Below are 13365 nucleotides of genomic sequence, written 5' to 3' on the forward strand. Positions count from 1 at the left end.
CGGCAGGAGATGACTCGCAGTGCTCAAACCAGAACCTCGTCAGCGGGGATAATCCGCTCGCACCAGCCAGACGACATACCCGTGATTAGCCTTCTGAATAATCAGCAGGGACGCACCGCTGTTAAGTACAACGCGCCCCGTGTTATGCGCCTTAACTGCGGGTTCATACGGTCCTGATGCAGGCTCTGCACGAACATCATAGCTGACCAGCCCCGAAGTGTTGCCTGATGAAGCGCGCGGTGTGAAGACCGCATCAAAATCACCTGACGGGTCGCGCAGACTCACGGGCAGATGCTCTCCCGTCGTAGTCATAGCTTCGGCGCGGGAGATCAAATCGAACGTGCCATGCTTACGGAAAAATGCAGGGATGGCGCCACTGTTAAGCGGTGAGATGATGCGACTCTCCGCAGCCCCTTCCCTGGCCTCTGAAGTTAAACCAGGCAACTGCTGGAGCGCCTCCGCCAGTGCCCCCGTGTGCGCGGGTTTATAGAAGCCGATAGTGACGTCAAAGTGCACGCACTCCGGGCAGTTCAGCGATGTCAGTCCATCAGGCATCCCGTTGCTTACTGGCGAAGAACAGGAGCTAACCAGCAGCGGGCATATAAGTGCAAGGCAAAGCGCCGCTCCGCGCATGAATGAACGGTACATAAAAATTATCCTGGGTAAGATTTAACGATAACATCCCCCGTCAGGCGGCGGATGCGGTGTTCTGTGATGTGATTAGAGTCGGAGCGGATGAAACGGCAGGAGATGACGCGCAGTTCTCAAACCAGAACACAACGGGTTCGGCTTTGACGCGGCAGAGCCCGAACCGTTCCGCTGTGCGGAAATTAGCGCTGTGGCGACGGGCCCGCTCCACCTGCTCGGCGAGCAGCGCGCGAAAGGCTTCCGGCGAGGCATTGCCCTTGGCGGTGCGGCATTCCTTACACACTGGCGCAATGCCCCCCTGGATATATTCCTCGCCAATAAATTCTGCATGCCACTCGCGGGCAGGCAGCTTGCTGCCGCAGAAGGCGCAGCGCCCTCTGAACTGCTCACGCAGCGCTTCCCGTTTTCGTTTTGTAAGGTTCATGTTATCCCCTGATTGTCCTCTGAATACGTCCCGCATCTCACAGATGCCTGTTATGTAATATCAGCTCGGCCAGAACCGCACCGGGCTGACCCACTCCCGAAGGAGTGAGCCCGCACAGACTGCTCTGCGTCATCTTTGCGTATGTGGCGTATTACGGCAGGGAAACCCGTTCGCGCCTTCAGTTCCCTGAAGAGCTAATCATCACCAGTTGCAGGGGGCCCGACGGATCGCCCCGGGGCCTGCAGTGGCTACGTCGAACTGATTCGCAGGGAGAATAATATGAAACTGGTTAACAACCCGTTCGCTGCTGCGCGTGTGCGCAACGCTAATACACTCCGGAAACTGAATTTCCGGAAACCGGCACCGCGAATCCCGCAGGTGAATCCAGAAAAGGTGTATCGAACTGATTCGTTGGGATATGGACGTACTACCCGACATTCCGACTTTGAGTTGTGCCCGTCAGCGAAATAAGCGACCTGAAATGCATGCCTCAGTCGCTTATAACCTGCCCCGTATTGCTTTGGGTTCCCCTGATGTGATTCTGGCCATGACATAGCCTCCGGACGTCTTCCGCGCACCAAAACTGCATGCCGGCAAGAGAGGACCTTGAGATCAGGGTTTCGGGCACATTGTTAAAGAGCGGAGGCGGTTTTCGGGCAAAAAGAAGCCCTGCGCGGATGCGCATAATTCATCAGAGATGAGTGCCGGCAATTAATGAGCCGGCTCAGATAATTTATTAGTCTTTGCTGCCAGTTCCGGCAGCAAAACGTTGCCCTGGTGTGGCGATCGATTCAAACAAATTAAGATGGTCTTCTAAACGGAACATCGCTTCTGTGACTTTCGAGCGGCCGGACTTCTTAGCTGAAGCGGATAGCTTTTCGTTCAGTTCCGTAGACATGTACAGCATGATTGCGATGCCTTTATGGTTTTTAGGGGCTGCCATGTCAACTCCGTGTATGTGTTTTGTAAGCTTTAAGTAAGTGGTCGCCATTAAATAGGATTGGTCCTAATTTGAAAACTACCTAAAAAGTTACTGGATGGATAAACAGTATTAATTTAATGTTAGAAAGTATAAAAAACCCTTATTTTTCATTTGGATAAAAAAACAAATGCAGAAATATTATTTCTGCATTTTTTTAAAAAAAATCACCTAACGTTATGAAAGTTTAACTAACACAAATCGCCCATAAAACGACTTGATATTACCGTCCTGAGTAGCTGATCAGATCCTGCGCCTAAAGCAGACATCGCTTCATGCACTGAAATTTCAGCATGCGTAGCGCTAATGCCCCTTGATAAAGCAATATCATTCATTGAATAGCCGAAGTAATGGAAGATAGTGTTAATGAGAAGGTCACGTGTCAGTTCGGGAAAAAGGGGAAGCAATGAAGAAACATTATCAGCCCCCAATACTTTTAAAGAATGAGCATCAGTCCAGCTGTATTTCTTATTAATCTGATGAGTAAAGAACCTGGCCCAGAATTCACTTTTGAGATCTGTGAGGGACCTTACATCAAAATACTTTTGAATTGACTCAAGAGATTTTTTTGATGCAGCCGGGGTGGAATCAGTAAGGCTGGATACCCCCTCATAGTTAGAGCCCAATGAATAATAACAAAGATTTAGTGCCTGCTTGGGTGTGAGCGCAGGAAATAGCTTGCACAATTGTGCATATACAATAGGATCCTCGGCAGCCATGGCAGCCTCCCTGTAAGGTTGTTATGGTTAGCTGGTTGTACAGGCCTTCAACCCTGTGCAATCAGCGACTAAGTACTTCCGTTTGGCTTATGTCTCTTCTGTTAATCTCCCTATGGTCGTGGTAAATCTCTGTATACAGGACGCACATTTTCATCGTCCCGGTGTTGAGGTTCGGCCTGTTTCAGCTCCGGCTGAACATCACGATTGCGCAGGCTTTCTTCAGTCGCATGTACGCTGGCCATCAGCTTAGGATCGCTCACCTTAAATACACGCCCGTTATCTTTAGTAAGGTTTCTCACCACGCCCGAGTACAGTACGCGGTTAATGGCCTTTTGTTCGCCGCTCAGAACCGTGTTATCTCCACTGCGCCAGGCAGTCAGCTCAGCCGCAAGGTCATTATTGAAACGATCCGACTTGCTGTCAGGTGCAGGGTAGACTTCGACTCTGTCACCAAAGTCTGTGACGGCTGGTTTACCGTCGCGAAGATAGCTGACCGTTCCATCACGCAGGAGTCGCGTCTCATGTTCGCTCGATTTAAACGTTGGCACATCATCACCCGGGCCATAATGAATAACGGCATTAGGTTCCGGCCACGCAGTTTTCTGTTGACGGGCAGCGCGTTTCTCACGATAAGCCCAGCCACGCATCTGACTTAGTGCGGCCGCATCGCCTTTCACCGCTTCACGTTCAACCCATGACTTCCAGCTCAGCGGCCGGTTTTCTCCGGTCTCTTTCAGAGTCTGGCGTTCTTGTCGCAGCTGCAGGCGCAGTTCGGCCATGGCCTTCATCTTTTCAAACTCGGCAACGCGGTACATCAGTTTGCGCATCAGCGGATCCCTCACGCTTTCACGGACGTGGGCTTTGGCCACCACGCAGTGGGAGGCAATCTGACGGAACCGCTCACCTGCTCGCAGGTCAGGTTTTTCCCAGCCGTTACGATAAGCCTCATAGCGCGCACGCAGAATGTCTCGCGCTATCGCTCGGGCTTCGCGACGTTCACGACGAGCTTCCTGATCACGCACGTGCAACTGAGGCAGGTAACAGTTCTGCATGTCCAGCATGCCGTCTTCAGGACGGTCAGGATTATAAACGGGCGGGGCTGGTTGATACTTGCCGTGCTGACTGACCATTGAGGTCAGGCTGATGTCCGGATGAACGTCTGAAGCTTTCACGCTGACGCCTTCCGGGTTCATCAGATCGTATACGGCAAGGCCACCGTTCTGCTCGCGTAATCCCAGCCCGCGGGTATAGAGAATATTATGAAGGCGGTCCCAGCTCATTTTGTCCTGAGCAATCACGTCAGAAAGAATCTGACGGGTTTCGCGTACAGCATAGCCATGCAGGCTTTCTTTATCTGAGAAGATTTCACGCTTAGCCGCACCGCGTGGAGCAGAGGGCATATCGCGACGGGTACGGTGAAGATCACCATACGCATCCATATGCCAGCTGCCGTTATCAACTTTAAAGCCGAGCTCGCGCTCCAGCACGCGGCAGCACTTCTGCAGTTCGTCGGCGTCGTTCCACATGTTTTGCGCGCGGAACGTGGCCGGGTGAACGCGGTTAGCTGATACGTGACAGTGGATATTGTCCGTGTCGCGGTGAATGGCGGCCACGTACTGATGTTCTTCCATACCCAGCTGCTTGAGGCTGTAACGCACTGAGCGGAATACCGCATCGGGTGACGGATCTTCGTCGCTCTGCCAGGACAGGATAAAGTGATAAACCGCGTCTTTGCAGTGGCGGTTCTGCGAGGCCGTCAGGTTCATTTCTGACGCAGCGGTATCCAGTGAGAAGCAGTTGGTTTCACACAGCACTTCACCGGAGAGCACGCGCTGAATGCCCTCGGGTGAAATGCTGACGATCTCGGTAACAGGTGTTGCGCGCTTACGGCCGACGTAATCAACCAGCTGACCAAATCCCGGCGTGGCGACATACTCAGTTCCCGAGGTATGGGCCGCTTCGTGCGTCACGGCTTCACCCGGTTTCTTTTCCTCGCGCGTGCTCACGTAGCTGACCAGCTTTTTAAAGCTGGTCTTCTTATCGCGACGCTTCGGCGGGATGATCACATTCATTAGTTTTTCATGTCCTCAACGGGAACCGGCGTCATGTCCAGCGCGTTAATGGCGTGCTTGATGCTGGCCAGCACCTCAGAAAACTGGTGGCTGAGTTCGGTGGTCATGTTCGCCTGCATCTGGGTGTAAAGGTGTTTCTGCAGGCCACCCAGACGCAGCAGCTCATTCATCATGCGAATATCGGTACGCACGGTAATGCGGCGATTCAATGCCGTACGGCGCAGGTATTCAGAGGTCGTCAGGCCTGCGGCGATGGCCTTCTTTTTAATGGCATCAGCCTCAGCTTCCGTACAGCGAAGCTGGATCAATGTGTTCTTCTGACGCTTTTCACTTTTCGACATAACTCAACCTTGGCACATTACCCGGGTCTCGGGGCGGAGCCCTGAGCAGGTCGTTTTGGCGTTACCGTCTGCGTGCAGGCGGTAATGACAAAACATTTCCTGTCCCATCTTTTAATCAACTATTTGTATTTTGCCACTTAGCTGCTTAGAAGTAAACCAGCGTCATGGGAGGTGATGGGGGTGGAAATAGTGGTGCAAATCCAGCAAAATCGTGTTTTTACCATTCTGAAGGAAGAAATAAGATGGCGGTACGTAATGTTTTCACGCAGGAGCAGCTGGATGAGGCGCGCAGGAAGCTGGAAAATCTCCCGGATTTGACGCCTCAGCGCATCACCAGAGAAGCGGCGCTGGAAAATCTGAAGGACACCATTCTGGTGCTGGCGAAAGAGAAAGGTTACACGGTTACGGATATTAAGTCGGCGCTGGATGCCATGGAATTCCGTTTCAGTGAGAAGGCGATTTCCGCTGTGGTGAACGAGGGAAGTGGAAAGAAAAAACGGACTCCGCGTAAGGCGGAGGCAGTACAGCAGAAAACCACGCCGCAGGACAATCAGCCTGCATCATGAAGAATTCCGGCAGGTTTAATGAGTGCCTGCCGGAATTATTTTTTACCAGTTATGTACGCTGAATCCTTCAAGAAGGTCAGCATCAGCGTCGAAGTGAATCATCGAAGCCTGGCACTTTTCAGACAGAAAGGTGACAACGTGACAGAAGTCATCAGACAGCCCCGCCCTCCTGAGTTCCTTAATCGCGTCAGAACTCGCTGACAGGCGGAGCAGAAATCCGTACCGCGTGGGATGTATCCAGTGACAGACCCCCTCTTCACCGCTCAGCCAGGGCGACAGTGAATCCAGAATTTCAGAATCAGCCTGCGTCATGTGTGCATTACTGATAACCGCGCAGCGACAGATTTCCGGTTCATTTGGCTGGCATTGAATATCATTTAATGAAGTCATTTGTGCATACCGTATGAATGACGGTCCCCGATATTGTGTGAAGTTCATTTCGGTTCTAATTCGTGAGCAGGCTTGGTTTTTCTCCCACTCACGGTAACGTTGTTTTTCCCGTTAGCAGCGAAGAACCGTAAATCCGGTGTCAAAGTCATATACCGCTAACGGGTAACGAACACCGACGTAAATTTTACGCCCTTCCGGTTCGTCGGTAGGCTCATCAATGACGGTCAGTTCCTGAAACTCATGCCCCTGAATGCCCCCCGGTCCGGTGAATACACCCCAGTGACAAATGTAGTCAGCAAGGTCATTGAACTGCTCCTGCGTGAGAGGTTTATCTTCCTCAGTTTCGCTGTTTTCGAGCTGCTGAACCGCATCAGAGATGGCGCGTTCGGTGATGCTATAGATTTGCGTGTATTCCTCATTTGTTAGCGGGCGGCCGAGGCTGAAGGAAACAGACTCAGCAACCAGATCCGCATATCCTTCGTGAGAACTGTTCATGCCTTCCGAAATATCTGTGATGGTCAAATTCATTTTATTTAGTCCCACTTAGCATGTTCATCGGATTCCGCTGCGAAGTGCATACGGGCGGTATTCAGCGCGCTTTCAAAGGAGATTTCACCATCATCCGGCCAGCAGTGTGCGCACAGGTGCATAAGGTCTGTCAGAAGGTCGGTGACGGCGGTCTCTGCCGGTTCGGTGCTGTCTCCGATCCCCGTCTGGTCCGCGAAGTCCAATAGTGCGGATGCCGCCAGGCTGATGCGGCGGGCGTTATCGTTCCCCTCTTCAGAAGCTTCTGCCCGCTGTGACAGCGCCTGTAAATCAAGGATGCTGAACGTTTCTTCTGACGGTGAAGCGGTCAGTGAGTTGATAGATTCGGATTTCATTGTGAAGACCTCTTTAATGCTGTGACGCTCAGAACGGGACAGAAAAACAACGTCATGAGGCCGGATTTTCTCCGGCCCCTCTGCGCATCAGGCGCAAATTTTCCGGTTATAAATCACCTTAAAATCGGTGTATTCGGGACTGTCTCGCAGTGGCTCCAGCCGCACCACGTTTTCCGCTACGCCGTTCATGGTCAGCACACGCTCGATGCCTGCGTGCCAGTCTTCTGCCGCGTTCAAAGGAAACCAGAGGTTATTGTTCATTCCGCTCAGCAGCGGATCGGAGCACACGTGCACGCCGCGACCATGTCGGTTATTGTCGCTTACCGTTACGATCAGTTCGCCGCGCACCTGACGCGTAAATGACGCGCGCACCAGCTGCGTCACCACATCGTCCCAGCTCCACTCCTTATCATCCGGGACAGGCAGTTCGACGGAGCGCAGGGACTTACACCCCGCGCGCGCCATGCTCTGCGCCAGCCCTAATACGGAAGGCTCACCGCAGCTCGCGTCTGCGCCGGTGATCCAGTTGCCGTGGTGATAAAACGCTTCGTCGCCGTTATCCAGGCGGATAAAGGCATATTCGCCCAGCACGCGGATGATGTCGTTCTGCGTCACGGGTGCCAGCGCGAAAGGTAAATTCAGGGGCGTTGCGATGCTCATGCCTGTACCTCCAGCTGCTGACGTACGGCGCGCATGAAGTGTGGCCACTGGTTAAAGGTCATTTTCGGTACGCGCACACCACGTCCGCTGTTGAAAGCTTTTACAAATGCCGTTGCCTGTGCGAGGATTTGCGGGTCAAAAATCATATTGCTCTCCAGAGAGTCTGGTCTTTGATGAGGCAGCCAGGTGGGACTGGCCGCCGTGAATGAAGCAGGGGCTACCCTGCTTTTTTTACGCCTGAACGGCGGCTGTTTCTGCCGCGCTATCCTTCTTCAGTTCTTCGGCCAGCCACTGGCTGGCGTTCATCCACGCTTTCTCGCCTTGCTCTCCGAAATGGTTCAGTGCCAGATGACCGGCTTTTGTCCAGACCTCCAGAACGTCAGCAGGCAGGGTAGACTCAGGCACATTCATCGCCTGAACCCTCACGGCCTTTGCCAAGTCATGCAATTCAAACCAGAAAAACTCACGGCGCACGCTGAGCGCCAGCGTCTTATCGTTCAGTCCGGTCAGTGATTCCAGACGGTCATGCAGCGTCTTACGCACACCGCTGCGGTTGATGTCAGTACGAAGCCCGCGGCCAGCTTCTGCTTCAAAGTTAAACGCTCGCCAGATAAGGCAGCCCGACGGCTCGCGTACGACCAGGCGGAAGTGAGTGCCCTGATCGTCCTCAATGAAGACGTTGCTGAAAGCGGCTGTTACGTTCATCGCCTGGTCGCGCGTAAAAGTGCCGTTGCCCAGCGCCGCTACGCAGCGCAGTTCGGTGGTGGTGCCCGTCTGGGTTGAAATCATGATGTGCTCCTGTCTGAAATTAATGATCCGGCTGACCGCCGCGCGGTGCCTGAAAAGCCCTTCTCTGACGCGGGTTTCTTCTTTCCGGTCTGGCCTTTCGCGGCAAAGGGCAAAGGAGCAACGTCGAAGTGAAGGCATAAAGGGGCGGAGGCAAAAAGTTTTTGTGGCCCTTTCGCAAAAAGTTTTTGCCGGAGTGCATTTAACCCCTTTCTGCCTGAACCGGCGGTGCTACGACCAGCCCTCCGCGCAAGGGCTGGCCGGAACGCAGGGAAGCGTCAGAAGGGACGTTGCAGACCGCCCCGCGGGCTGGCCCTGAAGTCCCGGCGGGGTTTGCCGGGACGGTGAAAGCGACGGCGAAGCCGGCAGCAGCCGTTGACCTCAGCCATCAGACCCTAGCCGTCAGGCACGGAGCGCGGCCTTTCGCGTTCCGGCGGAGCTTACCGGCTTTGCCGGTTAGCGCAGTAGGGCTCGACGACCCGGCTTGCCGGGGAGCCGAAGGGGGCCATGGCCCGTGACCTGCGGGTGTGTATTCTTTCAGGAGGGAAATGGCTTAAGCACAACTGCAGGAGCAAAGAGAGCAAGACAGAGGGATGTCTGTATCACATGAGGAAGCGTCCGCGAAGGAAAATAGCCGGTGCGTCAGCACCGGGTTTTTACCTGCAGAGTCGCGGAGTTTATCCCTGCGCACGCGACCTGATGCGGTACAGCGCAACCGCAACGATGACCGCACCCATAATCATGGACAAAAGCGGCAGTAGCCGCCCGTGGGCAGAGTACAGCATGTCAGCGCCTTCCTGCCCGCCCGCCGCCGGGTCAGCCAGCAAGTTCATTCCGCCCCACACGCACAGAAACACGCCGCCTGCCGGTACAGCCAGTGCAAGGAGTTTAATCACTATTAAGTCACCTGCAGGCTGCGGGTGTTTCGAGGCCAGCAGGCGCGCCAGCACGAAACACATCGCGTAGCCGCACCAGTATGTCAGGCTGCTTATCTCGCCCGGCACAAAGAACTGGAAGGCCAGCGCATAACCCAGGCTCAGCAGGGAACCCAGCATTAAAAAACTCATTATCGTTTCCTCATGCGCCGAGCAGTCAGGCAGCGCTGATATTAAGTTATGCGAGTGTTGTGGATGTCGTATGGATCCGCCTTACAGCTGCGCGAGTGTCCGCAACGTCTCCGGATTCTGCTGAACCATGCGGATCAGCAGGACGGCCTGAGCATTCGGCTTAGCTCTGCCCTGCTCCCAGTTCTGATAGGTGGACTCGCCCGTGTGAAGATAGTGTGCGAAGACCGCCTGTGACAGGTTAAGTTTTTCGCGCACGTCGCGCAGCTCCTGCGGCGCGATGGTGACGGGCGCGCGCTTGCTGACCTTGTAAGTTTTGAGCGTGATTTTTCCGTCCTGGTGATCTTTCAGCTCCTGCATACCCGTCATCAGCTCACTGAAAATGTCGCGTTCAGTCATGTCTCAGCCCCTTTTTAATTACGTTCAGCGCCTCCGCCAGGGCGTCGCGCTGCTGTTTCGTCAGATCGTCACGCTGATCTTTATCGTAGATGGTGAACAGGATGAACTGGCCTTTTTCATTGGTCCAGTAATAGATAACCCTGATCCCGCCCCGGCTGCCTTTGTTTCGTCGCTCATCCCGGAAGCGGACCTTTCGCAGGCCGCCAGTATCCGGGATCACATCACCTTTTTCCGGGTCGGCCAGCAGCATGTTCTGAAATAGCCTGAACTGATCATCGTTCAGGTAGTCAGCCCTGTATTTCTGGAAAGTGGAAAGCTCAATAAATAGCGCGTGCATGGTTAGTTCCTATCCCCAACTTGAGGACATTCTATCCTCAAGTTGGGGATAGTTCAATCCTTATCATCAAAGAGTAAAGTCTCAGCATGGGCCGTCAGCTTGTTTGGTACCAGCCAGCGGTTCATGTCCTTCTGTTCGCTGTCCATGTGCAGCGATCGCAGGTGAATTTCTCCAGCCACTTCACAGGCAACATCTCCGGCGTACGGCTGCAGCGTTTCCAGGCCGTTCAGTGACGGAAAGCGCCGCGCCCACGCGGCGATCATGTTCTTCAGGTCGTTTTCCGGCACGCTGTCACACCAGGCGACGAACCAGCCGCGCAGCGTGTCCGGCGTGCGGAAAGCCAGCTCGGTTTCAGCCTGCCGGATGCGGTTCTCCAGCTGGCGCTCCTGATAGTCGGCCGCCTGCCATTCCCGCCGCGCCGCGTGGCTGACGGACTTATCTGCAGCGTGTTTTGCACGTTCTGCCCGGCGGAAAACGGCCTCCGGAAACAGCGTTGTGGCCAGCTCGCCCGGCAGCGGCAGCGGGCACACTTCGCCCGCAGTGCTGAGGAAAATATCCAGAGCCCCTTCCCACTCCGGTAGCGGCGCGCGTTTTTCACGCGGGCGCAGGTAAATGCCCCGGATGCGGTTCAGTGCCTGGACGCTGACGCGGCCGCTGCCGCTCAGCTGCTTCATAAACGCGGCGGCGTAGGGATAGCGGGCCAGCCGCGTCCCACGCTGCTGCGCGTGCTCAACCGCTGCGATGGCCTGCAGGGCGGCCTGACGTTCCGGCAGCAGGGTGACCAGAGAGAGTGAGTTCGGGATCATGCGGCGTGCCCTCCCATCCGAAGCGCGGCGACCAGCTCACCGGCACCGGTGAAGCCCGCCCGCGTGTACTCTGCGATTTTTTCAAGCGTGCTGCGAAGCGTTGCAGGTTCAAAGTGATAGCTGACGCTCAGCGAGATGCGCGACCGGGTGCGGGCATCAGTCAGCACTGCGCACCACAGCGGCGAATCGGGTGACGGGCTGGCCAGCTCAACGGCAAGCCCGGGCGCATCGGCGCGGGTCAGCCGCAGGTGTACGGGATAGGCTCCGCCCCACTCGCCGCGCATCTCGCAGTCTGTGCGCCAGCTGTCCGTCAGCTGCAGCGCGTTCAGCACGGCACCGCTCAGGCGCTGGCGAAAGGCTTCGCCCCGGTTGCGGTAGGCTTCAAAATCGCAGCCGGTGAAGGTCTGCAGGGTGTTAAGCGTGAATTTTTCTTCCTGGGTCATGATGTTCTGCTCTGTCTCGGGGTTCAGTTTTCCGGCCCGTTTAGCGGGCCGGTGCGGTGTCCGGCAGGGTCGCCCCTGCCAGCCGGGCCGGGTTTATTCCGGCTTGTACGCCATGAGGCGCACCACACAAGCCCCGGTTCCCGCAAACATACCCTCCATCGGCGCGGACCAGCTGCAGTCCCAGCCCGGCAGAAGATCTTTGCGGTCGCTGCCTGCGGGCAGGATGGCCGCCAGGCGTCCGCCGTCCTTCACCAGCGCCGCCGCCGCGTTCAGGTGCGCCACGGCGCGGCCTTCGCTGAATGGCGGATTCATCACGACAACATCGAACCGCTGATCGGTCACCGATGCCCACGCCAGAAAATCGGCTTCGATCACGTTGTGGCCTTTGGCCTCCAGTACGCGGCAGTGCAGCGGCGAAATTTCCACGCAGGTTGTATGCGCCTGCGGCATCAGGTCGGCCAGTCCGCCCATGCCCGCGCTCGGCTCCAGGCAGGTTTCACCCTCGCGGATGTCCGCCTCGTCAAGCAGCTGCGCGGCGAGTTCGCCCGTGGTCGGGTAAAACTGGTGCGATTTCTGTTCCGGCAGCGCGCCGGAAAGCTGAATATCTTCAAGTGCCGTGGTCGGGTCGTAATCGAATTCAAACCAGGTAAAGGCGTTGATATTCTTTTTTACGCCGCCCAGGCTCATCAGCACTTTTTCGGCTTCCGCGCGTGCTGCCTTGTTTTCGTCCGAATAGCCCTTAACGCGGCGGTTAAATGGATTCGTTGTGACTGGTGGGCGTGGCTCTTCCCAGCGGTTACGCTGCAGTGGCTCTGTGCGCTCTGTCTCCAGGTCGCTGAGCACGCTCAGAACGGAAAACGGCAGCAGATTAGTTTGCAGCTCATAGTTTTTCTGCTTCGTGCGCGGTTTCTGGCGGTGCTCCGCCGGGATGGCCGCCGGATGCAGGAAGGCCAGAATCTCATTCAGACGCCAGGCCATGTCCGGATGAATTTCAAGATGAATGGTGCCTTTCTGGAAGGTTTTGACGCGCAGCGCACCGCCGTCGATGGCAACCCACTCCCCCGAACGGTCGCGCGCGATGGTCAGAATTTGGTTGGTCGTGTTCAGGCCGGTCGCGTCGCGCCCCATAAACTTCGCGATCACCTTACGCAGGTCGTCCACATAGCCGGTGCGGTCGTAGTTGCACATGCCCCACTGATCGAACATGCATTCGATAATCATGCGCTTGCTGAAGCCTTCCGGCCGGTTGGTCACGTGGCTGCGTGACAGGCAGCGGAAAATACCGTCAACGCGCTCGGAGAAAAATTTCTGACGTGAGAAAAGCAATTCGGAGAGCGTCGCGCGCACGGCATTTTCTTCAAACTCCGGCGTTTTCATTTCGCGGATCTGCTCGTTCCAGTCGTTGCGACGGTCGTTAGGCATGTACTCGTAAACGTCGGTCAGGTTCAGCGCCTTCTGCCAGAAATCCGCATTCAGTGACGCAACAGCGCCGGGCAGGTCAAACACCACGCGCACGGGCTGCATATTCAGACGGGAATCGCGCACGTTGCCGCGCAGAAAATACTCCACCGCCTCGCCGTTCTCACCTTCGCGAATTGTGGCCGAGATATTTTTTAATTTTGCGTGCATATGTCCATAGCGGCCCAGCAGGCCGTCAATGAGGTCGGTTTCAACAGGCGCAAAAAAGGTATCTGAAATCACTTCACCGCCAGCGGAGATCGGCGCGCGTTCGGTGGTCGCATCAGAGGTGACGTTTACGAGTGTGTTTTGCATGGTATGGCTCCTTAAATCCGGCTGAGTAAGTGCAGCTCGCGCTGCGGACCCGAAAAAGACCTTCTCTGACGCGGGTT

18 protein-coding genes and 1 pseudogene are annotated in these 13365 nt (G+C 55.5%); 1 reads left to right on the plus strand and 18 read right to left on the minus strand.

Going from position 1 to position 13365, the window contains the following annotated elements; genetic code table 11:
* Positions 1-39 precede the first annotated feature (39 nt).
* From CRO19_RS25040 to mobA, 6 genes are all read right to left on the minus strand, one after another.
* On the minus strand, positions 40-648 hold the full coding sequence (locus tag CRO19_RS25040; RefSeq protein ID WP_141400301.1) for a hypothetical protein: 609 nt from the start codon (positions 646-648) through the stop codon (positions 40-42).
* 40 nt (positions 649-688) lie between these two features.
* Complete coding sequence (locus CRO19_RS25045) at positions 689-1072, minus strand: HNH endonuclease (protein WP_320204573.1); 384 nt, start codon at positions 1070-1072, stop codon at positions 689-691.
* Between the two features lie 736 nt (positions 1073-1808).
* Complete coding sequence (locus tag CRO19_RS25050; protein ID WP_097098536.1) at positions 1809-2015, minus strand: TraY domain-containing protein; 207 nt, start codon at positions 2013-2015, stop codon at positions 1809-1811.
* 227 nt (positions 2016-2242) lie between these two features.
* Entirely contained in the window at positions 2243-2770 is a 528-nt protein-coding gene (locus CRO19_RS25055) for a hypothetical protein (RefSeq protein WP_097098537.1), read from the minus strand.
* Between the two features lie 110 nt (positions 2771-2880).
* Positions 2881-4842 (minus strand): TraI/MobA(P) family conjugative relaxase, encoded by a 1962-nt coding sequence (gene traI, locus CRO19_RS25060; protein WP_097098538.1) that lies wholly within the window; start codon positions 4840-4842, stop codon positions 2881-2883.
* The gene (mobA, locus tag CRO19_RS25065) at positions 4842-5183 is read right to left on the minus strand and encodes a plasmid mobilization protein MobA (protein ID WP_097098539.1); all 342 of its coding nucleotides are present in this window, start codon (positions 5181-5183) and stop codon (positions 4842-4844) included. The genes traI and mobA overlap by 1 nt, the downstream gene beginning before the upstream one ends.
* A 242-nt stretch (positions 5184-5425) precedes the next feature.
* Between mobA and CRO19_RS25070 the strand changes: the two genes are divergently transcribed.
* On the plus strand, positions 5426-5749 hold the full coding sequence (locus CRO19_RS25070) for a DUF3368 domain-containing protein (RefSeq protein ID WP_097098540.1): 324 nt from the start codon (positions 5426-5428) through the stop codon (positions 5747-5749).
* Positions 5750-5791: 42 nt separating this feature from the next.
* Here CRO19_RS25070 and CRO19_RS26505 read toward each other — a convergent pair whose 3' ends face one another.
* From CRO19_RS26505 to CRO19_RS25130, 12 genes and pseudogenes are all read right to left on the minus strand, one after another.
* Positions 5792-6187 carry a DUF5983 family protein gene (locus CRO19_RS26505; RefSeq protein ID WP_370659840.1) on the minus strand — a complete coding sequence of 132 codons (396 nt, stop codon included), beginning with the start codon at positions 6185-6187 and terminating at the stop codon, positions 5792-5794.
* A gap of 63 nt (positions 6188-6250) precedes the next feature.
* A complete protein-coding gene (locus tag CRO19_RS25080; RefSeq protein WP_097098542.1) occupies positions 6251-6667 on the minus strand; it encodes a hypothetical protein in 417 nt (138 codons plus the stop codon).
* Between the two features lie 5 nt (positions 6668-6672).
* Positions 6673-7020, minus strand: coding sequence for a hypothetical protein (locus CRO19_RS25085; protein ID WP_097098543.1), 348 nt, complete (start codon positions 7018-7020; stop codon positions 6673-6675).
* Between the two features lie 87 nt (positions 7021-7107).
* On the minus strand, positions 7108-7680 hold the full coding sequence (locus CRO19_RS25090) for a hypothetical protein (protein ID WP_097098544.1): 573 nt from the start codon (positions 7678-7680) through the stop codon (positions 7108-7110).
* On the minus strand, positions 7677-7826 hold the full coding sequence (locus CRO19_RS25095) for a hypothetical protein (RefSeq protein ID WP_045834345.1): 150 nt from the start codon (positions 7824-7826) through the stop codon (positions 7677-7679). Before CRO19_RS25095 ends, CRO19_RS25090 begins: the two co-directional genes overlap by 4 nt.
* 391 nt (positions 7827-8217) lie before the next feature.
* A pseudogene (locus tag CRO19_RS26410) lies at positions 8218-8469 on the minus strand (DUF905 family protein); the annotation flags it as partial.
* Between the two features lie 674 nt (positions 8470-9143).
* Positions 9144-9533 (minus strand): hypothetical protein, encoded by a 390-nt coding sequence (locus tag CRO19_RS25105; protein ID WP_097098546.1) that lies wholly within the window; start codon positions 9531-9533, stop codon positions 9144-9146.
* An 81-nt stretch (positions 9534-9614) separates the two neighbouring features.
* Positions 9615-9929, minus strand: coding sequence for a helix-turn-helix domain-containing protein (locus tag CRO19_RS25110; protein WP_097098547.1), 315 nt, complete (start codon positions 9927-9929; stop codon positions 9615-9617).
* Entirely contained in the window at positions 9922-10266 is a 345-nt protein-coding gene (locus CRO19_RS25115; RefSeq protein WP_097098548.1) for a toxin, read from the minus strand. Before CRO19_RS25115 ends, CRO19_RS25110 begins: the two co-directional genes overlap by 8 nt.
* A gap of 53 nt (positions 10267-10319) precedes the next feature.
* Positions 10320-11072, minus strand: a complete 753-nt coding sequence (locus CRO19_RS25120) for a plasmid SOS inhibition protein A (protein WP_097098549.1) — start codon at positions 11070-11072, stop codon at positions 10320-10322.
* Entirely contained in the window at positions 11069-11515 is a 447-nt protein-coding gene (locus CRO19_RS25125; RefSeq protein ID WP_097098550.1) for a conjugation system SOS inhibitor PsiB family protein, read from the minus strand. Before CRO19_RS25125 ends, CRO19_RS25120 begins: the two co-directional genes overlap by 4 nt.
* Positions 11516-11608: 93 nt before the next feature.
* The gene (locus CRO19_RS25130) at positions 11609-13288 is read right to left on the minus strand and encodes a DUF4942 domain-containing protein (protein WP_097098551.1); all 1680 of its coding nucleotides are present in this window, start codon (positions 13286-13288) and stop codon (positions 11609-11611) included.
* Positions 13289-13365: the final 77 nt, after the last annotated feature.

It is taken from the genome of Candidatus Pantoea floridensis (assembly GCF_900215435.1).
GTDB lineage: Bacteria > Pseudomonadota > Gammaproteobacteria > Enterobacterales > Enterobacteriaceae > Pantoea > Pantoea floridensis.